Source organism: Piscinibacter sp. HJYY11, from assembly GCF_016735515.1.
GTDB lineage: Bacteria > Pseudomonadota > Gammaproteobacteria > Burkholderiales > Burkholderiaceae_C > Rhizobacter.
On record NZ_JAERQZ010000001.1, the window covers coordinates 2,607,568 to 2,631,741 of the forward strand.

29 protein-coding genes are annotated in these 24,174 nt (G+C 70.0%); 13 read left to right on the plus strand and 16 right to left on the minus strand.

All coding sequences use genetic code 11. The features are described 5' to 3' along the window. Positions 1-4: 4 nt before the first annotated feature. From JI745_RS11980 to JI745_RS12000, 5 genes are all read left to right on the plus strand, one after another. Positions 5-736: a 1-acyl-sn-glycerol-3-phosphate acyltransferase gene (locus JI745_RS11980; protein ID WP_201806505.1), complete on the plus strand. Its 732-nt coding sequence runs from the start codon at positions 5-7 to the stop codon at positions 734-736. Then, the gene (locus JI745_RS11985) at positions 733-1,512 is read left to right on the plus strand and encodes a glycosyltransferase family 2 protein (RefSeq protein ID WP_201806509.1); all 780 of its coding nucleotides are present in this window, start codon (positions 733-735) and stop codon (positions 1,510-1,512) included. The genes JI745_RS11980 and JI745_RS11985 overlap by 4 nt, the downstream gene beginning before the upstream one ends. Further along, positions 1,509-2,240: a phosphatase PAP2 family protein gene (locus tag JI745_RS11990; protein WP_201806511.1), complete on the plus strand. Its 732-nt coding sequence runs from the start codon at positions 1,509-1,511 to the stop codon at positions 2,238-2,240. Before JI745_RS11985 ends, JI745_RS11990 begins: the two co-directional genes overlap by 4 nt. An 84-nt stretch (positions 2,241-2,324) precedes the next feature. Beyond that, complete coding sequence (locus JI745_RS11995) at positions 2,325-2,567, plus strand: acyl carrier protein (protein ID WP_201806514.1); 243 nt, start codon at positions 2,325-2,327, stop codon at positions 2,565-2,567. Beyond that, positions 2,564-3,778: a beta-ketoacyl synthase gene (locus JI745_RS12000; protein ID WP_201806517.1), complete on the plus strand. Its 1,215-nt coding sequence runs from the start codon at positions 2,564-2,566 to the stop codon at positions 3,776-3,778. The genes JI745_RS11995 and JI745_RS12000 overlap by 4 nt, the downstream gene beginning before the upstream one ends. On the opposite strand, the gene fabG is transcribed toward JI745_RS12000, so the two are convergent. The 15 genes from fabG to purT all read right to left on the minus strand — a co-directional run bounded on the left by fabG (position 3,779) and on the right by purT (position 17,370). Then, on the minus strand, positions 3,779-4,498 hold the full coding sequence (fabG, locus tag JI745_RS12005) for a 3-oxoacyl-ACP reductase FabG (protein ID WP_201806519.1): 720 nt from the start codon (positions 4,496-4,498) through the stop codon (positions 3,779-3,781). A 112-nt stretch (positions 4,499-4,610) separates the two neighbouring features. After that, on the minus strand, positions 4,611-5,081 hold the full coding sequence (locus JI745_RS12010; protein ID WP_201806523.1) for a hydroxymyristoyl-ACP dehydratase: 471 nt from the start codon (positions 5,079-5,081) through the stop codon (positions 4,611-4,613). Continuing rightward, a complete protein-coding gene (locus JI745_RS12015) occupies positions 5,078-5,896 on the minus strand; it encodes a beta-ketoacyl synthase chain length factor (RefSeq protein ID WP_201806527.1) in 819 nt (272 codons plus the stop codon). Before JI745_RS12015 ends, JI745_RS12010 begins: the two co-directional genes overlap by 4 nt. Next, entirely contained in the window at positions 5,893-7,074 is a 1,182-nt protein-coding gene (locus tag JI745_RS12020) for a beta-ketoacyl-[acyl-carrier-protein] synthase family protein (protein ID WP_201806530.1), read from the minus strand. Before JI745_RS12020 ends, JI745_RS12015 begins: the two co-directional genes overlap by 4 nt. Then, positions 7,074-7,802, minus strand: a complete 729-nt coding sequence (locus tag JI745_RS12025) for a class I SAM-dependent methyltransferase (protein WP_236674972.1) — start codon at positions 7,800-7,802, stop codon at positions 7,074-7,076. Before JI745_RS12025 ends, JI745_RS12020 begins: the two co-directional genes overlap by 1 nt. Positions 7,803-7,884: 82 nt before the next feature. Next, positions 7,885-8,727, minus strand: a complete 843-nt coding sequence (locus tag JI745_RS12030; RefSeq protein WP_201806536.1) for a polysaccharide deacetylase family protein — start codon at positions 8,725-8,727, stop codon at positions 7,885-7,887. A 110-nt stretch (positions 8,728-8,837) separates the two neighbouring features. Beyond that, the gene (locus JI745_RS12035; RefSeq protein ID WP_201806538.1) at positions 8,838-11,261 is read right to left on the minus strand and encodes an MMPL family transporter; all 2,424 of its coding nucleotides are present in this window, start codon (positions 11,259-11,261) and stop codon (positions 8,838-8,840) included. Further along, complete coding sequence (locus JI745_RS12040) at positions 11,258-11,890, minus strand: LolA-related protein (RefSeq protein WP_201806540.1); 633 nt, start codon at positions 11,888-11,890, stop codon at positions 11,258-11,260. Before JI745_RS12040 ends, JI745_RS12035 begins: the two co-directional genes overlap by 4 nt. After that, positions 11,847-12,836 carry an acyl-CoA synthetase gene (locus JI745_RS12045; RefSeq protein ID WP_201806543.1) on the minus strand — a complete coding sequence of 330 codons (990 nt, stop codon included), beginning with the start codon at positions 12,834-12,836 and terminating at the stop codon, positions 11,847-11,849. Before JI745_RS12045 ends, JI745_RS12040 begins: the two co-directional genes overlap by 44 nt. Next, positions 12,833-13,126, minus strand: coding sequence for a 3-hydroxyacyl-ACP dehydratase (locus JI745_RS26390; RefSeq protein ID WP_310738596.1), 294 nt, complete (start codon positions 13,124-13,126; stop codon positions 12,833-12,835). The genes JI745_RS12045 and JI745_RS26390 overlap by 4 nt, the downstream gene beginning before the upstream one ends. A gap of 27 nt (positions 13,127-13,153) precedes the next feature. Beyond that, entirely contained in the window at positions 13,154-14,521 is a 1,368-nt protein-coding gene (locus JI745_RS12050) for an AMP-binding protein (RefSeq protein ID WP_310738597.1), read from the minus strand. After that, positions 14,518-15,177, minus strand: coding sequence for a hypothetical protein (locus JI745_RS12055; RefSeq protein WP_201806546.1), 660 nt, complete (start codon positions 15,175-15,177; stop codon positions 14,518-14,520). Before JI745_RS12055 ends, JI745_RS12050 begins: the two co-directional genes overlap by 4 nt. A gap of 10 nt (positions 15,178-15,187) precedes the next feature. Further along, positions 15,188-15,457: a phosphopantetheine-binding protein gene (locus JI745_RS12060; RefSeq protein ID WP_201806549.1), complete on the minus strand. Its 270-nt coding sequence runs from the start codon at positions 15,455-15,457 to the stop codon at positions 15,188-15,190. A 137-nt stretch (positions 15,458-15,594) separates the two neighbouring features. Further along, the gene (locus tag JI745_RS12065) at positions 15,595-15,987 is read right to left on the minus strand and encodes a hypothetical protein (RefSeq protein ID WP_201806551.1); all 393 of its coding nucleotides are present in this window, start codon (positions 15,985-15,987) and stop codon (positions 15,595-15,597) included. A 165-nt stretch (positions 15,988-16,152) separates the two neighbouring features. After that, positions 16,153-17,370: a formate-dependent phosphoribosylglycinamide formyltransferase gene (gene purT, locus JI745_RS12070; RefSeq protein WP_201806554.1), complete on the minus strand. Its 1,218-nt coding sequence runs from the start codon at positions 17,368-17,370 to the stop codon at positions 16,153-16,155. Positions 17,371-17,444: 74 nt separating this feature from the next. Between purT and JI745_RS12075 the strand changes: the two genes are divergently transcribed. The 8 genes from JI745_RS12075 to phhA all read left to right on the plus strand — a co-directional run bounded on the left by JI745_RS12075 (position 17,445) and on the right by phhA (position 23,282). Continuing rightward, a complete protein-coding gene (locus JI745_RS12075) occupies positions 17,445-17,990 on the plus strand; it encodes a hypothetical protein (protein ID WP_201806557.1) in 546 nt (181 codons plus the stop codon). 315 nt (positions 17,991-18,305) lie between these two features. Next, positions 18,306-18,473: a hypothetical protein gene (locus JI745_RS12080; RefSeq protein WP_201806559.1), complete on the plus strand. Its 168-nt coding sequence runs from the start codon at positions 18,306-18,308 to the stop codon at positions 18,471-18,473. A gap of 43 nt (positions 18,474-18,516) precedes the next feature. Next, a complete protein-coding gene (locus tag JI745_RS12085) occupies positions 18,517-18,786 on the plus strand; it encodes a hypothetical protein (protein ID WP_236674973.1) in 270 nt (89 codons plus the stop codon). Positions 18,787-18,838: 52 nt separating this feature from the next. Further along, positions 18,839-19,597, plus strand: a complete 759-nt coding sequence (locus tag JI745_RS12090; RefSeq protein WP_201806562.1) for an ABC transporter ATP-binding protein — start codon at positions 18,839-18,841, stop codon at positions 19,595-19,597. Next, a complete protein-coding gene (locus JI745_RS12095; protein ID WP_201806565.1) occupies positions 19,597-20,367 on the plus strand; it encodes an ABC transporter permease in 771 nt (256 codons plus the stop codon). Before JI745_RS12090 ends, JI745_RS12095 begins: the two co-directional genes overlap by 1 nt. 23 nt (positions 20,368-20,390) lie before the next feature. Then, the gene (locus JI745_RS12100) at positions 20,391-21,401 is read left to right on the plus strand and encodes an ABC transporter substrate-binding protein (protein WP_201806567.1); all 1,011 of its coding nucleotides are present in this window, start codon (positions 20,391-20,393) and stop codon (positions 21,399-21,401) included. Between the two features lie 73 nt (positions 21,402-21,474). Continuing rightward, positions 21,475-22,326 (plus strand): HDOD domain-containing protein, encoded by an 852-nt coding sequence (locus JI745_RS12105; protein ID WP_310738598.1) that lies wholly within the window; start codon positions 21,475-21,477, stop codon positions 22,324-22,326. Between the two features lie 83 nt (positions 22,327-22,409). Beyond that, positions 22,410-23,282 (plus strand): phenylalanine 4-monooxygenase, encoded by an 873-nt coding sequence (gene phhA / locus JI745_RS12110; RefSeq protein ID WP_201806570.1) that lies wholly within the window; start codon positions 22,410-22,412, stop codon positions 23,280-23,282. Here the strand turns inward: phhA and JI745_RS12115 are convergent. Further along, complete coding sequence (locus JI745_RS12115; RefSeq protein ID WP_201806572.1) at positions 23,276-24,166, minus strand: triacylglycerol lipase; 891 nt, start codon at positions 24,164-24,166, stop codon at positions 23,276-23,278. The genes phhA and JI745_RS12115 overlap by 7 nt on opposite strands. Positions 24,167-24,174 lie beyond the last annotated feature (8 nt).

A 24,174-nucleotide genomic window follows, 5' to 3' on the forward strand; every position in this document is an offset into this window, starting at 1 on the left:
GGCCATGAAGCTGCTGCACCAGATCGTCATCGGGTTCTTCTTCTACCTCGCCCTGCTGCTGCTGGGCGTGGGGTCGCTGAGCTGGAACCTCATCAGCTGGGTGCTCTACCCCTTCCTGCCGCGCGAGCGTGGGCGCGACATCGGTCGTGCGGCCATCGCGGGTGGCTACCGGCTCTTCTGGTGGTGGCTCCAGCTCACCGGCGTGATGCGCCTGAGCTACGAGGGCATCGACTCGCTCAACCGCGACGCCGGCCTGATCATCGCCCCCAACCACCCGACCGCGCTCGACGCGCTGCTGGTCGTTGCCCGCGTGCCGCGCGGCGTGTGCATCATGCGTGCGAGCCTGATGCAGAACCCCTTCCTCGGCGCCGGCGCGCGGCTCGCGCGCTACATCCGCAACGACCCGCCGGCGGGTCTCGTGCGGGGCGCGGTGGCCAACCTCCAGGCGGGGGGCCAGCTGGTGATGTTTCCCGAAGGCACGCGCACCGTCACCCCGCCGGTCAACCCCTTCCTGCCCGGGCTCACGCTCATCGCCTACAAGGCCGGCGTGCCCATCCAGACGGTGATCGTCGAGACCACCACCGGCTACCTGGGCAAGGGCTGGCCGGTGTGGAAGCCGCCGCATTTCCCGATGGTCTACCACGTGCGGCTGGGCGAGCGTTTCGCCCCGGAGGCCAACTACCAGGGCCTGTCGCAGAAGCTCGAGGACTACTTCCGGCGGGAGCTGAGCGCATGAGCCCTGCGCCGTCGGCGAGCCACCTGGTGCTCATCCCGAGCTACAACACCGGCCCGCAGGTCTACGCGACGGTGAAGGCTGCCCGTGCGCAGTGGAACCCGGTCTGGGTCGTCACCGATGGCAGCACCGACGGCACGCCTGCCGGCCTGCAGGCCATGGCCGCAGCGGACCCCGGCCTGCGCGTGATCGTGCTGCCCGCCAACGGCGGCAAGGGCGCGGCGGTGCTGCACGGGCTGGAAGCCGCACGGGCCGAAGGCTTCACCCACGCGCTGACGATGGACTCCGACGGCCAGCACCCGGCCGACCTCATCCCCCCGTTCATGCAGGCCTCGCAGCGCCGGCCCGACACCATGGTGCTCGGCCGGCCGGTGTTCGATGCCTCGGCACCGCTGCTGCGCGTGCGCGGCCGGCGGGTGTCGAACTGGTGGACCAACCTCGAAACGCTTGGTGCCGGCGTCGGCGATTCGCTCTACGGCTTCCGGGTCTACCCGATCGAAGGCCTGATCGCGGTCATGCGCGGCCAGCCGTGGATGCGCCGCTTCGATTTCGACACCGAGGCCGTGGTGCGGCTGGCCTGGCGGGGCGCCAAGCCGGTCAACCTGGACGCGCCCGTCAAGTACCTGTCGGCCGAGGAAGGCGGTGTCTCGCATTTCCGCTACGGCCGCGACAACGTGCTGTTGAGCTGGATGCACACGCGGCTGATGATCGAGTTCGTGCTGCGCCTGCCCGGCCTGCTGTGGCGCAAGGCGCGGCGGCTGCCGCCCTTCCAGCCATGAGCACGGCACTCCCGTCTGCCTCGGCGTCGACCCCGGCCACACGCTGGAGCGCCGAGCTGTGGGCCCGGGTGCGGCTGCATTTCGTGCTCAAGACCTTGGGCATCACCGCCTTCATCTGGGTCTTCTTCATCGGCTACTTCTGGGTGCTGCGCCACCCCGTCTTCCCGGTCACGCTGATGCCGCTGACGGTGATCGACCAATGGGTGCCCTTCCAGCCCGCGATGCTCGTGCCCTACCTCACGCTCTGGTTCTACGTGGGCGTCCCGGCCGGGCTGGCGGCGAGCTTTCGCCACCTGATCGTCCACGGCCTGTGGGCCACGGCCCTGTGCGTGACGGGCCTGGCCATCTTCTATTTCTGGCCCACCGCCGTGCCGCCGCGGCCGTTCGATGCCTCGGCCTACCCCGGCTTCGCGCTGCTCCAAGGCGTGGATGCACCCGGCAATGCCTGCCCGTCCATGCATGTGGCCGTGGCCGTGTTCGCCGCCCTGCACCTGCGCAGCCTGTTGCGCGGCATCGGGGCCCCGGCATGGCTGCGCTGGCTCAATGGCCTCTGGTGCCTCGCCATCGTCTACTCCACATTGGCCACCAAACAGCACGTCGCGCTCGATGCCGTCGCCGGGGTGTTGCTGGGCACCACTTTTGCACTTTTTTCCCTGCGATGGCGCCCCGGAGGGTGGTGGGCCGACGCAGGAGGCCCAGGTACAGCGGATATCATCCGACGACAGTAGTTTTGACATGAAATCGGTCCCCGAGGAGGGGGTAGCAGGCGACAGCCGGCACCGGGAGAGACCGATGCACACAGGGGTTTGACGATGAGTTCGCTCAAGGAACTGCAGGATTTGATTCACGAGAAGTACGGCATCGACCCATCGGAGCTGGACCCCAACACCTCCATGCGCGAAAAAGGCCTGGACTCGCTCGCCCTCGTCGAATTCCTCTTCGCGGTGGAAGACCATTTCCACATCAACCTGCCTGACGTCGACTCCAACGTCGACACGCTGGCCGAGCTGGCCCTCGTGGTCGACAAGGTGAGGGCGGCGCAAACGCCGGCATGACGGCTCCGTTGTCCATTACCGGCCTGGGCGCCGTCGCACCGCACGGCGACAGCCCCGAGGCGATCTTTGCCGCGGTGATGCGTGGCGAGTCCGCGGTGCAGGCGGTCTTCCCCGAGCTGCCCAAGCCCACCGCAGCGGCCATCACCGCCTTCGACCAGACCCGCTGGTTCAACAAGCTGCAGCTGGCCGGCGTCGACCGGGTGAGCCAGCTCGCCGTGGCCGCTGCTGATCTCGCCATCAAGGACGCCAACGCCACCGACTGCGACCCCGAGCGCATCGGCATCTACGTCGGCTGCGGCATGGGCGGCGCGGGCTCTCTGGAAGCGGCCTACCGCGGTGCCAGCAACCGTGTGCCGCCGCTCACGGTACCGGCCTTCATGCCCAACGCGCCGGCCTCGCACATCGCGATGCGCCAGAAGGTGCTGGGCCCGGTGCTCACCTACTCGGTGGCCTGCTCGTCATCGGCCGTCGCCATTGCCGAAGCCGCCAAGGCGGTGCAGAGCGGCGAGGTCGACGTGGCCATTGCCGGCGGCACCGAAGCGCTGATCGTGCCCGGCGTGGTGCTCGCCTGGCAGGCGATGCAGACGCTTGCCAGCTTCGACGCGGCCGACCCGCAAGGTGCAGCACGTTCCGTGCGCCCCTTCTCGGCCGACCGCACCGGCTTCGCACTCGGAGAAGGCTCGGCCTTCCTCGTCATCGAATCGGAAGCACGCGCCAAGGCACGCGGTGCCAAGCGCTACGCCACGCTCGGCGGTTGGGGCATCAGCACCGACGCCACCCACCTCACCAAACCCGATGCACCGGGCCAGGGCCGTGCCTTGCGCGCCGCGTTGAAGCGCGCCGGCCTGCAGCCGCGCGACGTGGGCTATTGCAACGCGCACGGCACCGCCACGCGGATCGGCGACCCGATCGAATGCGAGGCCTTGGCCCAGGTGTGGGGCGGCGACATCGACCGCCTGCGCGTGAGCTCCACCAAAGGTTTGCACGGCCACCTGCTGGGGGCCGCCGGTGCCCTCGAAGCGATGCTCACGGTGATGGCGCTGCACCAGCGGCAGCTGCCGCCGAACGCGAATCTGACCGAGGCCGATCCGGCGTGCGCGCTCAATCTCGTTATGGAGACGGGGCTTGCCGCGCCTCAGCTGGAAGCCGCGATCAGCAGTTCGTTCGCGTTTGGCGGATCGAACGCCGTGCTCCTGTTCCAGAAGGCCTGATCAGGCCATCCCGCCGTTGATGGATATCACCTGCCCGGTGATGTAGCCGGCTTCGGCGCTCGCGAGAAACGACACCAGCGCGGCCACTTCCTCGGCGCGGCCCGCCCGCTTCATCGGCACCATCCTGTCGATCATGTCCTTGTCGAACGTGCCTTCGGCCATGCCCGAATCGATGATGCCGGGCGCCACCGCGTTGACCGTGATGCCACGGCTCGCGAGCTCCAGCGACAGGGCCTTGGTCGCGCTGTTGAGCGCTCCTTTGGCCGCCGCGTAGTTCACCTGGCCGCGGTTGCCGGTGATCGAAGCAATCGACGAGATGTTGACGATGCGCCCGAAGCGGGTGCGGATCATCGGCATCGTGAGCGGCTGCGTCACGTTGAAGAAGCCGTTCAGCGACACGTCGATCACGCCTTGCCACTGCTGCTCGCTCAGCGCAGGAAACGCCGCGTCGTCGTGCGTGCCGGCGTTGTTGACGATCACCTGCACCGGCCCGGCTTCGAGCAGCCTGGTGAGCGCCGCCTGCGCCGCCGCACGGTCGGCCACGTTGAAGGCCACGGCTTCGCCGCTGCCCCCGGCCGCTTCGATCTGCGCCACCACTTCCTGCGCGACCGCGAGGCGGCTGTTGGCATGCACGATCACATGCAGGCCATCACGCGCCAGGCGCAAGGCCATCGCACGACCGAGGTCGCCGCTGCCACCGGTGACAAGAGCGCGTTTCATGTCTGCTCCTCGTCCGACGAGTACGTCGACCGATCCCCCAAGGGGATGGCGGGCCGGCTTGGGGCGGCCCGGCGCTCGACCCGGCGAATGCGCAGCGCCAAAACGATGTGGTTCATGCAGGCAGAGGAGTGTTGAGCACAACAGCCGCGCGCCCTTCGGCGAGCGGCCGGCCGCCGTGGCTGACGGTGAAGCTGTAGAGGATCTGGCGCGCATCGCCGCTCTGGCGCACGGCCTCGACGTGCAGCTCGTCGACATCGGCCGCCGGCAGGTCGTCGAGGCGCAGCACATGCAGCTGCACGCCCCGTGCACTGGCGAGAAAGCCGGGGCTGGCCGCGGTCCCCGCGTCCTGGCCGATCAGCGCGCCGTGCAGCGCCATCGCCTGCGCGGCGTATTCGATCGCGCACGGCGACATCAGGCCGCTGGCGGTGCGCAACGGGTGGTCGGCATCACGGTGGTTGGTGGCGACGCAGACGATGCGCTGCGCATCCCACGACTGCAGTCGCGCCAGCAGGCACATGCTGCCGCTGTGTGGGATCAGCGCGGCAATGCCCGCACGGTCCAGGGTCTGGCCCACCGTGCTCACGAGGCCTTCACGGGCTCGATGTCGAGCCGCAGCGAGTTGCCCGGCAGGTAGTCGAGCACCAGACCGTGCTGCGGCCGGCCCCTCGCCATCGCCACCAGCAAAGGCAGCGCCGCCGCCGCCGGGATGACACGGCGCAGCGCGTCGAGCGAGCCATCGGCCATCGCACCGGCCGGCGGTTCACCCGCCGCCAGATGCACCGTCAGCGACGCGATCGACTGCGCCGTGCGCACCGGCGAGAGCAGCAGCGCCGCGCCGAAGTGGTCGGGCAAGGGCCGCGCCCCGTGCAGCGGCTCGGGATAGGGCGAGTCGCTCGCCACCAGCAGCACCGGCTGCCCCTCGAGGCAGACGCTCGCGGCCGCCTCGATCAGCCCGGCGCCGAAGCTGCCGTTGAACGCACACACGCTGGTCGACGAGGCCCGGCTGCTGACGGCGATGTGCCACGCGCCCGACGAGGCGTTGTGGACGGAGTTGGTGAAGCGCGTGGGCGACACCACCGGCTCCGGCATCGCCAGCGCCTCGCACAAGGCGTGGCAGTTGGCGCACTCGCCGCTGGACGACGTGAACACGGTGGCGAGCGTGCTCGGGTCCACCTGACCGGCGGCCACGGCCTCGTCGGCCACCGCCATGGCGAGCTTCACCGCGCTGCCCGCGCGGCGCCGCTCGGCCGCCGGCAGCCGCGCCGGTGGCGGCAGCACCGTCGGCACCGAGGCATGCGCCTGTTCACCGCGCAGCACCGCCTGCGACGACGCCCAGGTCGGCAGGCCGGGGCCCAGCAGGCCGACGCCTTGCACCCACACCTGCATGCCCTGGCTCATGCGGCCCTCCCGAACACCAGGCTGGCATTGGAGCCGCCGAAGCCGAAGGAGTTGGACAGCACGCGCTGGAGGGGTGCTTCGCGGTTGCTGCGCAGGTAGTCGAGTTGCAGCGCCGGGTCGCGATCTTTCACGTTCAGCCCCGCCGGCATCAGGCCGTGTTGCAGGGCCAGAAGCGAGATCGCCGCTTCCACGCCACCGGCGGCGCCCAGTGTGTGGCCGGTCGCGCCCTTGGTGGAGCTCGCCGGCACAGCGGTGCCGAACACCTGGCGCACCGCGTTGTCTTCGGCGGCGTCGTTGCTCGGCGTGGCGGTGCCATGCAGGTTGATGTAGTCGATGTCGGCAGGCTGGAGGCCGGCCGACGACAGCGCACCCCGCATCGCGGCGATGGCGCCGGCGCCTTCGGGGTGCGGCGTGCTCATGTGGTAGCCGTCGTTGCTCTCGCCCACGCCGAGCAGCCAGCCCTGCGGCTGCGCGGTCTCGCGCTCGAGCAGCGCAAACGCCGCCGCCTCGCCGATCGACAAACCCTTGCGTCCGCCATCCCAGGGGCGGCAGATCTCGTCGGAGAGCAGCTCCAGCGAATTGAAGCCGTAGAGCGTGGTGAGGCACAGGCTGTCGACGCCGCCCACCACGGCTGCATCGATCAGGCCCAGCTGCATCAGCCGCGCCGCGGTGCCGAAGACCTTGGCGCTCGACGAGCACGCCGTCGACACCACCCAGCTCGGGCCATGCAGGTCGAGCGCCTGCACGGCGAAGCTCGCCACGGAGTAGGTGTTTTGCGTGGGCCCGTAGAGGAAGTCCGACGGCAAGGCCCCGTCGGGCTCGCGCCGCCGGTAGGCCAGCTCGGTCTGCAGGAGGCCGGAGGTGCTGGTGCCGAGGAACACGCCCACCCGATCGGCGCCCCAGCGCGCGCGTGCGGCGGCGACGGCCTCGAGAAAACCGTCCTGCTGCAGGCCGAGCCAGGCGAGCCGGTTGTTGCGGCAATCGAAGTCGGCGAGCGCCGGAGGCAGCGCGGTGGCATCGACGCCCGGCACCTCGCCCACCCACGTGGGCAGCGGCAGGTCGAGGAACTTGACCGGTGCCAGCCCGCTGCGCGTCTCGCGCAGCGCGGCCAGGGTGGCATCGAGTCCGAGCCCAAGGGCCGAGCTCACGGTGTAGGCAGAAATGGCAACAGGGTTCATCAAGGCGCCACCCTCGCGACAAGCAGGACATTGGCGAACGGCGTGCCCTGGCTCATGGGCTGGCTGCGCACCTCGAACCCCAGGGATTCGAGCTGCGCCGTCCATTCGGCGAGCGTGCGGCCGAACTGCGGCAGCACACGGTGCCCGCGCACCCAGGTCACCATCGCGTCGACCCACTGGCTGATGACGAAGCCGCGGCGCGAGGCCGCATCGCCCACCCGCAGCAGCAGCACGCCACCCGGCGACAAGGCACGGCGTACCCGTGCGAGCACCTCGTTCTGCTCGGGCACGGTCACGTAGTGCAGCACGTCGAGGATCACGACCGCATCGACATCGGGAAACGGCGTGTGGCGCATGTCGCCGCAGACGAACTCGGCAACGTCGCCGACCGAGGCGCGCGCGCGCTCGACGTCGCGCGGCATCAGCTCGATGCCGGTCACGCGCGTGCCGATCGGTGCCGGCGCCCATTGGTGGGGCCAGTGCCCTTCCTGGCTGAGGCGGTGGCTGGCCTTGAGCAGGCTCGCGAGCAGGCCCTGGCCGCAGCCGATGTCGAGCACACGCGCACGCGGCGCGATCAAGCCGTGGCGCAGCATGTGGCGGAACACCGGGTCCATGCCGAGCTTGCCGCGGGCGAAGCGCCACGCAAAGAGACCGGCCCTGCGGTAGGGCCGGCTGGCGGCATCGAGCAGGGCGGGCCAAGGTTCACGGGGAGCGGGCGAACCGCCCATCACGGCACTCATTGGGGCACCCCACGCATTTCATGCGGTCCCGCCAAGCGGGAATGAGCCTCTTCGGGCGGCCGGGCGTGGCTCATGCAGGGGTCTCCATGGCGTGGGGAAGGGTCACGGCCTTCAGGTTCATGTGTTGAAGCGTTTGCAGCAGCGGCGGCAGCACCTCGAGCACCACCGGCCTGCCGCTCGCGGCCACCGCCGAGCCACGGTCGTGCAGCAGCAGGATGTCGCCGGCGGCGAGGCCGCGCGTGAGGCGGCGCAGCACGCCCGCGGGGTCGCGGCGGGCGGTGTCGAAGCCGCGGCGCGTCCAGCTCACGAGCTGCAGGCCGTGCTCGGCAAGCACCGGGGCGAGGAAGAGGTTGCGAAGGCCCGCCGGTGCGCGGAAGTAGGCCGGGCGCCGGCCGGTGAGCTGCGCCAGCGCCTCCTGCGACTGCCGGATCTCCCGCGCGAAGGCCTGGGGACCGAGCAGCGAGAAGGTGTGCGAGTGGCGGTGGCTGTGGTTCTGCACGCTGTGGCCGCGGGCGATGATCTCGCGCACCAGCTGCGGGTGGCGAGCGGCCTGCTCGGCGATGCAGAAGAAGGTGGCCTTGGCGCCATGGGCGTCGAGCAGGTCGAGCACGCGGGGCGTGACCTGCGGGTCGGGGCCGTCGTCGATGGTCACGGCCACCTCGCGCCGCGCCACGGCCGCATCGGGCAGGCGGCGCACGTTGGCCCCCAGCCAGGTGGAGCGCGGCCACAGGCCGCCGAGGGCGAGGAGCAAGTGGTTGAGCACCACCGCCCCGGCCACCCAGGGCCACAGCGCGAGCTCCAGCAGCAGGGCCGCCACGGCACCGATGTGGCAGGCCACGGTGGCCTTGACCAGCACCGGCTCGTGCCAGCGCAGGGAGCTGGTCGGGCGGGTCAGTTGCGAGGAAGACTGCATGACAAGAGGGCGTGGGCGGGAGCTGGGCCACCGAGCCGGGGGACGCCGGGCCGGACGGGCGATTTTTGCACAGGGGCCCCTCGTGAATCCCCCAAGGATTCACGCTGGAATCAGCTTTGACGCCGGGGGATGAACGCCGCCGACAGCAACAGGCTCAGCACGATGCCGGGGGCCACCACCTGCCCCACGGCCGACAGCACCGGGATGCTCGAAAACGCCAGCAGCAGGAACGAGATGCCGGCCGTGATGTTGGCCAACGCCAGCGAGGCGAGCGTGTCGGTGTCGACGGTGAACGCGGCCCCGGGCGGCAGTGCTTCCTGCTGCTCGCGGATCTGGTCGAAGAAGAGCGCGTAGTTGGAGCCGATGGCCACGGCCAGCAGCAGGCCCACGAGGTGCAGGATGCCCAGCGCCGTGCCCAGGCCCGTCATCACCGCGAGCACGATCACGACCGCGGCCGCCACCGGCTGGGCGATGCGCAGCAGGCGGCGCCACGAACGCAGGTGGAGCCCGAGCAGCACGCACACCGCCAGGGCGCCGAGCAGCGCCTGCACCAAGGCCTCTTTCAGGTAGCGGGCATACAGCGAACTGACCTCGTCGGCGATGTTGACGACGTGGGTGCCGGGCAGGTCGGCCAGCGCGGCGCGCAGCTTGGCCATGTCGATCGTGGCCTGGTCGACGGGCTGCACGCGCAGCAGGGCACGCCAGGGGCGCGTGCCACCGGCCGAGGCATCGCCCGGCAGCACCTGGGCGGCGAGCGCCGCGGCCAGCGGCGTGCCTGTCAGCGAGGCGAGCGTGAGCACCGGTTGCTGGCGCGCGGCCTCCACGTCGGCGAGAAACGCCTGCAGGCGCCGCGCGGGCAAGGGACCGTCGACCGTGGCCGCCTCGAGGTGGGCCCGCAGCACCTCGGGCGCGGGCAAGGCGTCGCGCCGCTTCTGCTGCGTGCCGGGGCTCGGCAAGAGCCGGGCTGGCGACTCATAGCCGCCGATCACGCCGGCTTCGACCAGCTTGTCGAGACGCTGGCCGGCGGCCTCGGCCTGGGCCAGCACGCCGGCCTCGTCGGCCGCCGCCACGGCGACGATGGTGCCGTTGTCGGAAGCGCCGATGTCCTGGCGCAACTCTTCGTCAAGGCGGATCTGCTCCGGGCCCACCGGGTTCAGCGAGGCCAGGTTGGCATGCCAGGCCGACGGCCACCAGGCGAGCGCCGCGGCCGCCGCCACCGTGAGCGCCGCCAGTGGCCCCCTCAGCCGCGGCAGCACGGCGCTGCACCAGCCGACTGCCTGCCCGAGCCGCTGCCGCATGCCGGCACCCGGCGCGCCGTCGGGGGTGATCACGGTGAAGACGTAGCGGGTGGTGAGGGCCGCGGCGGCGAGGCCGGCGACCGAGAAGAGGCCCAGCTGCGCGAGGCCGGGGAAGCCCGAGAAGAGCAGCGCGGCAAAGCCGCAGATCGACGTCCAGAGCCCCAGGCGCACGGTGGGCCAGCTCTCGGCCTTCCAGCGCGCTGCCCCGTCGCCTCGCGGCGCGCCGGGGCGCGAGCGGGCCTGGATCAGGTAGTAGATCGCGTAGTCGACCGCCTCGCCGATCAGCGTGGTGCCGAAGCCGAGCGTCATGCCGTGCACGTTGCCGAAGGCCAGGCTCACCGCTGCCACGCCGGCGAGCACACCGCAGGCGACCGGCAGCACGGCGATCAGCAGCGTGCGCAACGAGCCCCCAAAGGAGAACAGCAGGATGCCGACGATGGCCACGCCGCCGGCGATCGCGAGCATCTCGACTTCGCGCTTGATCTTCTCTCGCGAGCCCACCGAGAAGCTCGCCGGGCCGGTGACCAGCAGGCTCACGCCCTCGGCCTTGAGCGTGGCGAAACGCTCGCGCACCTGCTGCAAGGCGCGCTCCTGGCCGTCGAGGTCGGCGCCGTCGGCGTTGGTGGTGGCCAGCAGCACCGCACGCTGGCCGTCACGCGACACCCACACGCCGCCCTCCATGCGCGGCGCCTGTGCCGGCAGCATGCCTTCGGCCATGCGGATGGTCTCGCCGGTCGGGTCGCGCAGGATCACCGGCTTGATGAGCGCGCCGGCCGGCGTGCCGAGCAGCGAGGTGGTCTCGTCGATGCCGGCCTTGAGGCCGTCGACGCTGAAGCGCTGCGCATCGACCGCCGGGCTCAGCAGGTAGCGGTGGTCGAAGAGGAACTTGCCGGTGGCCTCGAACTGCGTGTTGTCGCCGTTGTGCACAGCGTCGAACGCACCGCTCTGCCGCAGTGCCTGCGCGAGCTGGCGCGAGGCTGCCTGCCGCGCGGCCGGCGTGCCGCCTTCGAGGCCGATCAGCACCAGCCGCGCGGCGACGCCGCTGCGCAGCTGGTCGAGGAGCACCGCCTGCTCGGCACTGGGTGTCGAGGGCAGAAAGGCCGACAGGTCGGCCACATAGTGCGTGCGCCAGGCGATGCCGATGGCCACCGCCACGCAGGCCAGCCACACCACCAGCACCCCGCGGCGGAACAGGGCCGCGGCGCGCTGCAGCGCGCCTTTCTCTTCGGGGTTCAATTCGGCGTGCCCGGCGCGCGCACGGACGAGACCTGCTCGATGGTCATCACCGAGCGGTCGCCATCGGCCATCACGACGGTCACTTCACGCACCCACGACTGCTGGCCGGTGATCACCACCGAGCGCACGAGGTCGCGCACCTGCTGCTCGATGGGCACGAGCTCCATCGTCCAGCGCTGCGCCTGGCCGCTCACGGTCGCGTTGAAGTTGCGCTCGATGGCCTGGCGGTTGCCGGTCAGCGTGCCGCGGATCGCCTCGACCATCACGGCCGCTTCGGGCACGGCGTCGAGCCGGTAGGTGCGGGTGCGGTTGTTCGAGGTCAGCGCGAGCTGGTTGCCCACGACCGACACCTTCTCGGGCCGCGGCTTCAAGGTTTCGCGCACGAAGGTGTCGGGCGCGGAAAAGGTCAGCCGGCCCGACGACTCGAGCGTGCGCTCCAGCATGGCCACCGAGCGCTTCTCGGTGAACACCGCTTCGCCGCTCTTCACCTGCGCCATCAGGCGCGCGAGCTCGGGCAGGTCGAAGGCTGCATGCGCCCGCAGCGGTGCCAACAGCAGCAGGCACGCGAACGCGGCGGCCCAGACCTCAGGGCGCAGCAGGCGAAGCGGGAGCAGGCGAAGAAGGAGCATCAGCAGCGGCCCAGAAATCGTAGAAGTTGAACCAGTTGTACGGTGACTCAACGCACGCGGCCTCGAGGCGGCGCACATAACGCTCGAGCGCCTCTCGCACCTGCTGGTCGACGGCCTCGCGGCTGTCGTTCCCCGCCTCGCGGAAATCGGCCAGCTCGGAGAAGGTCAGCTCGTACCGGTTGCCGCCATGGTAGAGCCCGGCGGAAAAGACCACGCGCCGCTTGAGCATCGCCGCCAGGCGGAAAGGGCCATCGGAAAACGGGGCCGGGCGGCCGAGGAAGTCGATCCAGTGGGTGCGCGAGCGGCCGGCGCCGCCGGGCAGCGTGCGGTCGGCAAGCAGGCCCGCGATGCCGCCGCCATCGAGGAAGCGCCGCAGCGCCAGCATCGCCCCCGCCTGCCCGAGCGCGATGGTGTGCAGCTTCGCCTTGGGCGCCACGGCCGCCAGCATGGCGTTGATCATGCGGGCGTTGTTCTCGTACATGAGCATCGCCACACGCTCGCCACGCGCCTCGCCGCCGGCGCGCATGGCCTCGAAGCTGCCGAGGTGGGCACCGATGGTGATCACGCCCTCGCCCTGCGCGAGCGGCCTGTGGATGGCCTCGCCGTTCGTCGTCGTCACCTGGAAGAGGTCAAAGCGCTCCTGCAGGAAGTAGATGCGGTCGAGCACGGTGGCCGCGAAGGCATGCACATGGCGGTAGCCGTCGGCGAACGTGGCCGGGCGCTGGAGCGCACGGGCCAGGTATTCGCGGGAGGCACGGCGCGCCTTGCCGTTGGCGAGCACGAAGTAGAGCGTGATCGGGTGCAGCAGCAGGCGCGTCAGCGGTCGGCCCACGCCTGTCGCGATCCAACGGATCAGCGTCAGCGCCCACATGTGGCTGCGCTCGGGCTCGGTGGACCAGTCCGCTGGCGGGCTGGCCTTGACGCCGGGCTTTGGCTGCTCGGTCATGGCGTGCGCTCGAAATGGCCCGAGGCGACGCTGCGCTCGGCCACCTTCACCTCGAACCGCAGCGCGGTCGGGCTGTCGGTGAACTGGATCGACAAGGTGCTGCCAGGCCGCACCGGCGACAGGAACTTGGCCGCCCCGAGGCGCGGCGACGGGCCGAGCTGCGCGGCCAGGGACGGGTCGCGCAGCGCGGCCTCGAGCACTTCCGACAGCAGCGACACGCCCGGCAGCAGCGGCTGCCCGGGGAAGTGGCCGGCAAACGCCGGATGGTCGAGGGGAATGAACACGTCCACGGAAACGCTCGCAGGGAAAGACGCGGCTCAGCGGCGCGAGGCCTGCGCCAGCACCTGCTCGGCCCAGGCCGCGAACGCGGTCGTGGGCAGCTTGCCCGTGCCCTGAACACGTGGCAGCTCAGGCACCTGCACCACACGCCGCGGCAGGAAGGCCGGGTCGACCCGCAGCCGCATCTCGGCGACCACGCGCTTGTGGATCTCTTCGGCCGACACGTCGGGCGCCACGACGAAGGCGACCAGGCGCACCACGCCGTCGGGCGCATCGTGCGGGAGCCAGAACGCGCCGTCGCGCACACCCTCGATGCCGTTCAGGTGGTAGTTGAGGTGGCCGAGCGAGCTGCGCTTGCCGGCGATGTTGATGAGGTCGTTGGAGCGGCCGAGCAGCCGGAAGCTCGTCGGGTTCACGACCTCCAGCACGTCGGCGAGCGTGGTCGGCTGCGGCACATGGCCGCCCTGCGCGACCGAGGCGTCGCCGTCGCCGCTGAGCTGCACGCCGTCGAAGGTGGTCCACTCGGCCCCCTGCACCGTGCGGCGGGTGGCGACCTGACCCGTCTCGGTGGAGCCGTAGATCTCGACCAGCGGCGCGGCAAGGCCCGCTTCGGCCCGCGCGGCCAGCTGGGGCGACAAGGGCGCGGTGGCGCACAGCGTGAGGTCGATCGCCGGCAGCGCCACGCCCGAATCGAGCAGCGACTTGAGGTGGAACGGCGTCGTCACCAGCATGCGCGGGCGTGGAGCCCGCGCGAGGGCGGCGGCGATGTCGGCCGGGTAGAAGGGCCGCTCGGTGTCGACCGTCGCCCCGCCAAGCAGCGACAGCAGCACGCTCGACTCGAAGCCATACATGTGCTGCGCCGGCACGGTGGCCACGAGCGTGACGCCGACGAAGCTTGAAAGCCCCATGTACTGCGCCAGCCGCGTCGCTTCGGCTTCGCAGCCGAGCCGCAGGAAGCCCCAGGCCTTGGCGTGCGGCACCGGCGTGCCGGTGGAGCCGGAGGTCAGCACCTGCACTGCGGTGGCCGATTCCACGACCTCGGGAATGCTGGGCGCGGCCGGGGTGGATGCATGCCCTTCCGCGTGCCACACATGGTGCACGGTTCCGGCCTCGACGTGGTCGGTGAGCACGTAGGTACCCGGAAAGAGACCGCGCAGCCGTTCGACCATGTCGGGCGTGAAATTGGGCGGCAGGAGGCTGCACTGTCCACGCACGAGGGCGGCGCCGAGGCCCACTGCGAACCGGTAGCGGTCGCCGCTCAGGTTGAGCATGGCGCCGGTCTCGGGCAGGCGCTCGGCCAGGGTCTGCACGTCGGCGAGGTACTGACGGCGCGAGATGTCGACGCCGTGACGGCGGGCGAGCGGCGCCTCCAGGTCGCCGGTCCACAACAACGGGGTCGCGCTCACTGGGGCACCTTGGGCGCCTGGGGCTTGCCGCTGTTCATGTAGGCGTTGATCGCATCGGCGACCGAGGAACGTGCGAACTCCGGGTGCAGGCGGTAGCGCAGGGAGTATTCGCCGATGAACATCGCGCCGGTGGCGATGGGCGTCACGAGGTTCGCGAACACCGCCCAGGTGTCGAAGCTGAAGCCGAAGAACAGCACCAGCGAGATCGTGACGATGACGAGGAAGAAGATCGTCCACGCCGCCGTCACCTGGCGGGTGTAGGCGAAGTGCGCGGGCGGCAGGTCCTTGCCGTGCACACGCTGCGCCACCGAGGTGATGATTGACGTGCGCCCCGGCAGCAGCGTGCTGCCGAAGAAAAGCGCGAGCAGGAAATTGATGCCGGCGTGCTGCAGCAGGTAGAGCGCATGCGAGGTGACGCGGATGCCGAGCATCGCCTGCACGCACAGCGCCACGAGGGCCGCCACCACGCCCAGGGCAACCCCGTTGTGTCCGCTGCGCCAGGCGCCCAGGCCGACGATCACGAGCATGGGCGACAACACGCCCACCACGTTCCAGGCCGAGGCCTCGGTCTGCGTCATCAGCCAGTGCGAGGCCAGCACGTAGGCCAGGCCCACCAGCAGCACCAGGCCGACCCGGGTGGCAACTCGGACTTGCATGCCACTCACCTCACTTGGTGCGGTTGGCGGCGATGTGGTCGGTCAGGCTGGCCAGCGAGGTGAAGATGCGCACGTTGTCCTGGTCGTCCGAGCGCAGCTGGAAGCCATAACGCTGCGACACCACGAGCGCGACCTCCAGGATGTCGATCGAATCCAGCCCCAGGCCTTCGCCATAGAGCGCAGCCTGCGGGTCGATCGTCTCGGGCGCGGTCTCGAGGTTGAGCGCTTCGACGAGCAGCACAGCCACTTCGCGCTGGAGCTCGGTTTGGGTGGAAGTCATGCGTGGAATCTACGGGTGGAGGGCATGGCGCTTGCGCGCACACAGGCCCGGTTCGGCGGGGGTCGCAGTTTATCAAAGGGGTCTGCGTTCATCGCCTCACACAGAGAGGTGAGAACGCAGGGCCCGGAAGGGTCAATTCAGCGCTCGAAAGGCCGCGTCAGCGCAAACCCGCTGCCGTCGGTGACACCGTCGCCGGGCGGCGCACCACCGCCACGTGCCGCGGCGTTCAGGCGGTCGATCTCGGCGTAGGCAAAGCGCAGCTGGCCTTCGAGCCGCGTGACCGACGAGCGCTGCTCGGCGGCAAACGCCGCCTGGCGCTCGCGCGCCGACAACTTTTCCTTCTCGAGCTCGGCTTGCAGGCGGGCGTTGACCGCGCGGGCGTTCTGGGTGCTGGCGGCGACCTGCTCGCGGGCCGCGGCCACCAGCCGGGCATGGCGCGCCGTCGCGCGGCTGCCGATGACGCGCCAGGTCACGGCGGCGCCCAGCACGGCCCCAATGAGGCCGGCGCTCAGTGCCGTGGCAATTCCCATCACGTCCATCGTCGCCCTTCCCTCGCAGCGCACACCGTCACGTGCGGTCGTCAGCTGCGCAAACCCAGAGCGTAACGAGGCGACGCCGGCTTGTCAGCGCTGGCGGCTCATGACGCCGTGACAAAGTGCGCGCTGACCTGCAAATCCGTGCTGCGAAGCAGCACCTCAGGCGCGGCGCGGTCGCACCCTGGCAGCGGCGGCCTTCGCCTGCCGGCGCGCGACGTCCACGTCGGCATCGAAGGCCAGCGCGACGCCCATGCGCCGTTTCAGGAAGCTCTCGGGCTTGCCGAAGAGGCGCAGCTCGGTGTTGGGCACGCGCAGCGCTTCGTCGACGCCGTCGAAGGCGATGCCGGTCGCGTCGACGCCGCCGTAGATGACGGCACTCGCACCCGGGCTCTTGAGTGCGGTGCTGACCGGCAGTCCCAGGATGGCGCGGGCGTGCAGCTCGAATTCGTTCTGCCACTGCGTGATCATCGTGACCATGCCGGTGTCGTGCGGGCGCGGGCTGACCTCGCTGAACCAGACCTGCTCGCCTTTCACGAAGAGCTCCACGCCGAAGAGCCCCTGGCCTCCGAGGTTGTCGGTGACGGCCTTGGCGATCTCGCGCGAGCGTTGCAGGGCGATGGGTGACATCGGGTGCGGCTGCCAGCTCTCCACGTAGTCGCCGCTGACCTGGATGTGGCCGATCGGGTCGCAGAAATGCGTCTCGACCTCGCCCCCCGCGCCCAGCGCCCGCACGGTGAGCTGGGTGATCTCGTAGTCGAAGGCGATGAAGCCTTCGACGATCACCCGGCCATGGCTCACGCGGCCGCCGGCCATGGCGTGGTCCCAGGCCTTCTGCACGTCGGCCGGGCCGTCGATCTTGCTCTGGCCTTTGCCGGAACTGCTCATCACGGGCTTCACGATGCAGGGGTAGCCGATCCCCTTGTTTTCGCCCGAGCCCTCGATGGCCGCCTGCAACTCGGCCAGCGAATCGCAGAAGACATACGGACTGGTCGGCAGCTTCAGCGTCTCGGCCGCCAGGCGGCGGATGCCTTCGCGGTCCATCGTGAGCCGCGCCGCGCGGGCCGTGGGGATCACGCGCACGGTGCCGGCGGCCTCCAGTTCCTCGAGCATGGGCGTCGCGATGGCTTCGATCTCGGGCACCACGAGGTGCGGCCGCTCCGCCTCGATCAAGGCCTTGAGCTGGGCCGGGTCGCTCATCGTGATCGTGCGGGCATGGTGGGCCACCTGCTGGCCGGGCGCGTGCTCGTAGCGGTCGACCGCGATCGTCTCCACGCCCAGGCGCTGCAGCGCGATCAGCACCTCCTTGCCGAGCTCGCCGCTGCCCAGCAGCATGACTTTGGTGGCCGAGGGCGAGAGGGGGGTGCCGAGGGTGGTCATGGGGCTCTTGAAGTGCGCAAGGAGGTGCCCATTCTAGAAAGCCGATGCTCAACAAAGATTTATCATCGCGGCCCATGCCGTCCGCCCACCACGACGTGGCGCAGATCCGCCTGGACAACGCATTGGCGCTGTTCGACGAGTTCGTGCACGCCACCGTCAAACACGCCGATGCCGCCACCTTGCGCGGCCTGGAGCGCCGCTTCGCAGAGCGCCTGCAGATCCAACCCAGTTACTGGAGCCAGATCAAAGGCCGCTCGCGCCAGATCGGCGAGCGCCTCGCGCGCCAGTTCGAGCAGCTGAGCCACAAGCCCATGGGCTGGATGGACGAGCCGCACGGCAGCGCCGCCCAGGGCGCCAGTGCCTTGCAGGCCGAGCCCGAGCCGGCCTCCAGCCTGCCGCAGGACGACGACGAGCGCTTCATCGTCGGCCTCGTGCTCACCTACTACCGCCGACACCCGCAGCGTGCCCGCACACGCCTGCTGGACCTGCTGGGCGAGGTGCTGGCCCCAACGCCGCCCGCTGCGAGCCCTGCACCGAAGAAGCCGGCGCCGATCGATGACCCGCACAGCCTGTGGCTGAGCAGCCAGGCCGGCGTGGCGCCGCTGAAGCGAAAGCGCTGACCCCCCAAAAGAGGTGAGCAATACCTCTTGCGCAAGATAATCAGTTGTTTATCATTTGCGCAAGTTGCGGAGCCGGCCGTACCGCAGCGACACCCCACCGATCCACCCTCACCCGGAACGCCATGTCGACACCCGTCTGCCACCTGACCGAACGCCCGTCGCGCGTTCTCGGTGCAGCCATCGCCGTGGAGGCGCCGCCGGGGCCGTTGCTCACCTGAGCTCTTGCCGAAGAGCCTCGCACGGCCCGGGTTGCGTCAAACGCCCCGGGCCGTTTTGTTTGTGTCGTGCGGACCGTCGTCCGCCAAGGAGTTCCTCATGAAATTCACCGTCGTCACCCCGAAGCCACGCAACCCCTTCGCGCCCGCCGCGCACCTGCGCCATGGCGGCGGCCACCGATCGAGCACCGGCGCACTGCGCCAACGCTCGCGCCGAGAGCTGCGAGAGGCGCTCGGCCAGCTCGACCACCGAAAGCACAGCCCATGACCCCCTGCCCGCCACGAGCGGGCAGTGACTGAAGGACATCACCATGACCCATCTGAGACTCGTGACGTGGAGCCCCGACGAAGCGGCGGCACGCCCCCGGGCCCACCCCTTGCGCCGCCTGGCCGCCACCGTCTTGCGCAGCGCAAGCCGCCTGCTCGCCCGCCTGGCCCTGCGCGTGGCCGAGCCGCCCGAGCGCACATGGCCCCGGCTGCCCGAGGCGCTGGAGTTCTACGCCGACGCCAGCGCGCCCGAAGGCGCGCTCTACCTCGACGGCCATCTGATCGGCCACCTGCCCGGCGTCAAGCGCTTGTAGCGCCGCAGCGCGCCCGCGGGTGAGGCCTGCAAACGCAGGCACACTCGCGGGCATGCCGCCCCTGCTCTCGCTGGATCACGTCGACAAGCGCTACGCCAATGGGGTGCTGGCCTTGCGCGACGTGTCGCTCGGGGTTGGGCCGCACGAGTTCGTCTCGCTGCTGGGCCCGTCGGGTTGCGGCAAGAGCACCGCGCTGCGGCTGGTCGCGGGGCTGGACCGGGCGACCAGGGGCACCGTGTCGGCCCCGGCGCTGAACCCCAGCGCGCCGGCCGACACCGCCTGCGTCTTCCAGGACGCCACGCTGATGCCCTGGGCCAGCGTGTTCGACAACGTGTGGCTGCCGCTGCGCATCGCCGGCCTCTCGCGCGCGCAAGCCGCAGAGCGTGTCGATGCCGTGCTGCGCCTCGTGGGCCTCGCCGACTTCGCGCGCGCCTCCCCGGCCGAGCTTTCCGGCGGCATGAAGATGCGCGCCTCGATCGCGCGGGCGCTGGTGGCGCAACCGCGCGTGCTGCTGATGGACGAGCCCTTCGCCGCGCTCGACGAATTCACCCGCCAGAAGCTCAACGACGACCTGCTGCGCTGGTGGCAGGGCGGCACGCTGGCGGTGCTCTTCGTCACGCACAGCATCTACGAGTCGGTGTACCTGAGCCAGCGGGTGCTGGTGATGGGCGCGCGGCCCGGCCGCGTGGTCGACGAGGTGGTGATCGACGAGCCCTACCCGCGCAGCCCGGCGTTTCGCAGCTCCGAGCGCTTCCTTGGCATCTGCCAGCGCATCGGCCAGGCACTCGAAGCCTCGCAGGTGGCCGGTTGATGCGGCGGGCCTTGCCGGTTCTCACGCTGCTGGCGCTCATCGCGGCATGGGAGGCGCTGGTGCGCCTCGCGCAGATCCCGCACTACACGCTGCCCGCACCGAGCCTCGTGCTGCAGACGCTGTTCACCCACTTCGGCTCGCTCGCCGCCAGCTGGTGGTTCACGCTCAAGATCACCTTCGGCGCGCTGCTGCTGGCGTGTGCCGGGGGCGTGCTGATCGCGGCGGTGTTTGCCTTGTCACGCCCGGTGGAACACGCGCTCTTCCCCATCGCCGTGGTGCTGCAGGTCACGCCCATCGTGGCGGTGGCGCCGCTGATCCTGATCTACGTCGAAAGCACCACCGCGGCGCTGCTGCTGTGCGCGTGGATCGTGGCCTTCTTTCCCATCCTCTCCAACACCGTGATCGGCCTGCGTGCGGCCGACCGTCAGCTGCACGACCTCTTCCGCCTGTACCGTGCCTCGCCACTGCAGCGGCTGCGCTGGCTGCTGGTGCCGAGCGCCTTGCCCTACTTCGTGGCGGGACTCAAAATCTCCGGCGGCCTGAGCCTCATCGGCGCCGTCACGGCCGAGATGGTGGCCGGCGCGGCGGGCCGCGAAACGGGGCTGGCCTCGCGCATCCTGGAGGCCAGCTTCCGCACCGAGACGCCGAAGATGTTTGCTGCCCTGCTGCTGCTCGTGCTGACCGGTGTGCTGATCTTCTGGAGCTTCAACGCGCTGTCGCGTGCCTTGCTCGGGCGATGGCATGCCATCGAATCGTCCAACCCCCACTGACCCCCCTTCTTCCTGGAGCCTTCATGCTGCGCACACTCGCCCTCGCCGCGCTTGCGGCCACCGCCGGCACCGCCGCCTTCGCCCAAGACAAGGTGACCTTCGCGACCAACTGGAAGGCGCAGGCCGCGCACGGCGGCTTCTACCAGGCCGTCGCCGACGGCACCTACAAGAAGTACGGGCTCGACGTGACCATCCAGCAAGGTGGCCCGCAGGTGAACAACCGGCCGCTGCTGCCCGCCGGCCGCATCGACTTCCTGATGACCGGCAACCTGCTGCACAGCTTCGACAACGTGAAGAACGGCGTGCCGACCGTGGTGGTGGCCGCCATGTTCCAGAAGGACCCGCAGGCCCTCATCGCCCACCCGGGCCAGGGCTACGAGAACTTTGCCGCGCTGAAGAACGCACCGGTGGCGCTGATCGCGAAAGACGGCCAGTTCAGCTGGTGGCAGTGGCTCAAGGTCACGCACGGCTTCAAGGACGAGGTGCTCAAGCCCTACAACTACAACCTCGGCCCCTTCCTCGCCAACATCAAGGCCATCCAGCAGGGCTACTCGGTGGCCGAGCCGATCTACGTGCAGAGCCAGGGCAAGTTCAAGCCGGTGGTGCACCTGCTCGCCGACCATGGTTTCTCGACCTACTCGACGTTGATCGAGGCGCGCGCCGAGACGGTCAAGGCCAAGCCGGATCTGGTGCAGCGCTTCGTCGACGCGTCCATCATCGGCTGGGTCAACTACCTCTATGGTGACCGCAAGGCGGCCGCCGCGCTCATGATCAAGGACAACCCAGAGATGACCGAGGCCGAGATGGAAGCCTCGGTCGCGCTGATGAAGCAGCAAGGCATCGTCGACTCGGGCGAGTCGCTTGCCGGAGGCATTGGGGCGATGAGCCAGGGGCGCATCAACGACTTCTATGCCCAGATGGTGAAGGCCGGGCTCTACAAGGCAGGCGAGGTCGACCTCTCGAAGGTGGCGGTGCTGCAGTTCGTCAACAAGAAGGTCGGCCTCGACCAGAAGGCCAAGCTCGGCGGGCGATGAAGGGGGAGCGCGCTCAAGTCCCCGATGACCAGGGCCGATAACCTCGGTAAGAAGTACTCCTGTGACAGCTGACGTGGAACCGATCGCCGCAACGCCCCCTCCGTTCATCACGCAGCCCCTGCGCGACCTGGATGCGTGGGTGAAGCACTTCCGCGACGCCGAGATCCCGGTGCTGGCCAGCACCTCCGACGCGCTCGAGGCGATGCGGGCGAACGAAGACGACGTCGACGCCAACCTCATCGGCGAGATGGTGGCCGACGACCCGCTGATGACACTCAAGGTGCTGGCCTACGCGTCGACGCACCGCCCGCCGCGGCTCATCACCGACGTGGAGACCGTGACCGCTGCCGTGGTGATGATGGGCATCTCGCCTTTCTTCGGCAATTTCGGCCTGCAACCTGCCGTCGAGGAGTGGCTGGCCGACGAACCCGAGGCGCTCGAAGGCGTGGGCGAGGTGCTGCGCCGTGCGCACCGCGCCGCGCAGTTCGCGCTCTCGTTCGCCGTGCACCGCATGGACCACGACGCCGCAGTGATCTACGAAGCCACGCTGCTGCACGACTTTGCCGAGATGCTGCTGTGGTGCCATGCGCCCACCTTGGCGTTGAAGATCCGCGCCGCGCAGAAGGCCGACCCGACGCTGCGCTCGCACGTGGTCCAACAACAGGTGCTGAACATCCAGCTCTTCGACCTGCAGCAGGCCCTGATGCGCGCCTGGGCCCTGCCCGAGCTGCTGATCCAGATCACCGACGACCGCCACGCACGCCACCCCTCGGTGCAGAACGTGATGCTGGCCGTGCGCTTGGCGCGCCACAGCGCCGAGAGCTGGGACAACCCGGCGATTCCCGACGACATCAGCGCGCTCTCGCAGCTGCTCAACCTTTCTGTCCCCGCCACCTTGCAGTTCGTGCGCGAGCTCGAAAGCTGAGGCCGGCGAGGCCCATCCACGGGCCGCTTGCCAAAACCGGCCGCACGCGGGAACCTACGGCTCTCTCGTCTGCACGAACCACAATGGCCAACGCTCACAAGGCAGTCAACCAAGGGGTCGCGCCGGTCACCTACGGCACCGGCACACGCCCGCCCCGCGGCGACTACGCTGCCGCCCGCGCCGACTACACCTGCGAACAGCAGTGGTCGCGCTACACACCCGAAGAACACGCGCTGTACGAGCGCCTCTACCAGCGCCAAGCTGCGCAGCTGGCGGGCCTGGCCTGCGAGGAGTTCATCGCGGCGGTTGAGCAGCTCGGCGAGCCGCATCGCATCCCCCGCTTCGACGCCTTGTCGGAACGGCTGCACCGCGCGACAGGGTGGGAAGTGGTGGCGGTGCCGGGGCTCATTCCCGAGGAAGCCTTCTTCGCGTTGCTTGCGCAGCGGCGCTTCCCCGTCACCGGGTGGATCCGCAAGCCGGAAGAGTTTGACTACGTGGTCGAGCCCGATGTCTTCCACGACCTCTTCGGCCATGTGCCGCTGCTGTTCAACCCGATGTTCGCCGACTACATGCAGGCCTACGGCGCCGGCGGTCTGAAGGCGAGCCGGCTGCAGGCCTGCGAGTACCTTGCCCGCCTGTACTGGTACACGGTGGAATTCGGGCTCATCGCCACGCCGCAAGGCCTGCGGGCGTATGGCGCCGGCATCCTCTCGTCGGCCGGCGAGCTGCGCCACAGCGTGCAGAGCGATGCGCCGCAGCGGCTGGGCTTCGACGTCGAGCGCATCATGCGCACCCGCTACCGCATCGACAGCTACCAGGCCACCTACTTCGTCATCACCGGCTTCCAGCAGCTTTTCGAGGCCACGGCACCCGACTTCACGCCGCTCTACGAGCGGGTGGCGCGCGAAGGCGAGCTCGCCGCCGAGGCGCGGCTGCCGAGCGACCGCGTCTACTGAGCGACCGTTTCCAGCACCGCCTGCAGCACCTGCGGGTGGTCGACCATGTGCACGTGGGCCATGCCCACCAGGTGGCGGTTGTCGGCCCCGGGGAGCGTGGCGGTAGAGGCCGGGAACACGACGTTGTCGCAATGGCTGTAGAAGCAGATGAAGCGCTCGAAGTGCTGCGCCGGCTCCAGTGCCTCGAGGGCTTTCTGCCAGTCGGTGCCGAGCGCCATCTCGCGGGCGTTTTGCGTGGTGGCGAAACGTGCGAGCCAGGTGCCGCGGTGCGGGCTGCCGATGGTGACGATGCGGTGCACGCGGCCCGCGCCTGACGCGGCGGCCCAGGCCCGGATCGCGAGTCCGCCCATGCTGTGGCCGACCAGCACCGGCGCGAGGCCGGTGGCTTGCTCGACGCGGCGCACGGCCGCGTCGATGATGGGCGCGTAGTCGCTGATGGTGCCGAACACCGGCTCCAGGTTCACCGCCACGTACGGCACGCCTTTCGCGCGGAGCTGCGGCATCCAGCGGTTCCAGAAGCCACGGTTGCAGACGAAGCCGTGCACCAGCACCACGCCGCGGCGGCCGGGGGAGGCCGGCAGGTGATCGGGCTCGCGCGTCGAGCGAAAGGGCTGCTGCCAGCAGAAGACCCGCGGCGCGGCCAGTACCTCGGCGAACCAGGCCTCGAAGAGCTGGGCCGGCGTGGCCTTGGGCGCCGGGTCCTGGCCATGAACGAACCACACGAGCACGAGTTCGATCGCCAGGAACACCGCATAGCCGAACACGATCACCGCCACGCCGGCCCAGGCCCACACGGCCTCGCCGCGTTGCAGGCACCAGGTGGCCCACGCGATGGCGGTGGCCAGAAGCCCGAGGGTGATGAACTGCTGGAGCCGAGCGAGCATGCGGCGAT

What these genes read in the sequence shown, in the direction of transcription:
- JI745_RS11980 (WP_201806505.1), top strand. Translation starts at nt 5, where the DNA reads ATGAAGCTGCTGCACCAGATCGTCATCGGGTTCTTCTTCTACCTCGCC.
- JI745_RS11985 (WP_201806509.1), top strand. Translation starts at nt 733, where the DNA reads ATGAGCCCTGCGCCGTCGGCGAGCCACCTGGTGCTCATCCCGAGCTAC.
- JI745_RS11990 (WP_201806511.1), top strand. Translation starts at nt 1,509, where the DNA reads ATGAGCACGGCACTCCCGTCTGCCTCGGCGTCGACCCCGGCCACACGC.
- JI745_RS11995 (WP_201806514.1), top strand. Translation starts at nt 2,325, where the DNA reads ATGAGTTCGCTCAAGGAACTGCAGGATTTGATTCACGAGAAGTACGGC.
- JI745_RS12000 (WP_201806517.1), top strand. Translation starts at nt 2,564, where the DNA reads ATGACGGCTCCGTTGTCCATTACCGGCCTGGGCGCCGTCGCACCGCAC.
- fabG (WP_201806519.1), bottom strand. Translation starts at nt 4,498, where the DNA reads ATGAAACGCGCTCTTGTCACCGGTGGCAGCGGCGACCTCGGTCGTGCG.
- JI745_RS12015 (WP_201806527.1), bottom strand. Translation starts at nt 5,896, where the DNA reads ATGAGCCAGGGCATGCAGGTGTGGGTGCAAGGCGTCGGCCTGCTGGGC.
- JI745_RS12020 (WP_201806530.1), bottom strand. Translation starts at nt 7,074, where the DNA reads ATGAACCCTGTTGCCATTTCTGCCTACACCGTGAGCTCGGCCCTTGGG.
- JI745_RS12025 (WP_236674972.1), bottom strand. Translation starts at nt 7,802, where the DNA reads ATGGGCGGTTCGCCCGCTCCCCGTGAACCTTGGCCCGCCCTGCTCGAT.
- JI745_RS12030 (WP_201806536.1), bottom strand. Translation starts at nt 8,727, where the DNA reads ATGCAGTCTTCCTCGCAACTGACCCGCCCGACCAGCTCCCTGCGCTGG.
- JI745_RS12040 (WP_201806540.1), bottom strand. Translation starts at nt 11,890, where the DNA reads ATGCTCCTTCTTCGCCTGCTCCCGCTTCGCCTGCTGCGCCCTGAGGTC.
- JI745_RS12045 (WP_201806543.1), bottom strand. Translation starts at nt 12,836, where the DNA reads ATGACCGAGCAGCCAAAGCCCGGCGTCAAGGCCAGCCCGCCAGCGGAC.
- JI745_RS12055 (WP_201806546.1), bottom strand. Translation starts at nt 15,177, where the DNA reads ATGCAAGTCCGAGTTGCCACCCGGGTCGGCCTGGTGCTGCTGGTGGGC.
- JI745_RS12060 (WP_201806549.1), bottom strand. Translation starts at nt 15,457, where the DNA reads ATGACTTCCACCCAAACCGAGCTCCAGCGCGAAGTGGCTGTGCTGCTC.
- JI745_RS12065 (WP_201806551.1), bottom strand. Translation starts at nt 15,987, where the DNA reads ATGGGAATTGCCACGGCACTGAGCGCCGGCCTCATTGGGGCCGTGCTG.
- purT (WP_201806554.1), bottom strand. Translation starts at nt 17,370, where the DNA reads ATGACCACCCTCGGCACCCCCCTCTCGCCCTCGGCCACCAAAGTCATG.
- JI745_RS12075 (WP_201806557.1), top strand. Translation starts at nt 17,445, where the DNA reads ATGCCGTCCGCCCACCACGACGTGGCGCAGATCCGCCTGGACAACGCA.
- JI745_RS12080 (WP_201806559.1), top strand. Translation starts at nt 18,306, where the DNA reads ATGAAATTCACCGTCGTCACCCCGAAGCCACGCAACCCCTTCGCGCCC.
- JI745_RS12085 (WP_236674973.1), top strand. Translation starts at nt 18,517, where the DNA reads ATGACCCATCTGAGACTCGTGACGTGGAGCCCCGACGAAGCGGCGGCA.
- JI745_RS12090 (WP_201806562.1), top strand. Translation starts at nt 18,839, where the DNA reads ATGCCGCCCCTGCTCTCGCTGGATCACGTCGACAAGCGCTACGCCAAT.
- JI745_RS12095 (WP_201806565.1), top strand. Translation starts at nt 19,597, where the DNA reads ATGCGGCGGGCCTTGCCGGTTCTCACGCTGCTGGCGCTCATCGCGGCA.
- JI745_RS12100 (WP_201806567.1), top strand. Translation starts at nt 20,391, where the DNA reads ATGCTGCGCACACTCGCCCTCGCCGCGCTTGCGGCCACCGCCGGCACC.
- phhA (WP_201806570.1), top strand. Translation starts at nt 22,410, where the DNA reads ATGGCCAACGCTCACAAGGCAGTCAACCAAGGGGTCGCGCCGGTCACC.
- JI745_RS12115 (WP_201806572.1), bottom strand. Translation starts at nt 24,166, where the DNA reads ATGCTCGCTCGGCTCCAGCAGTTCATCACCCTCGGGCTTCTGGCCACC.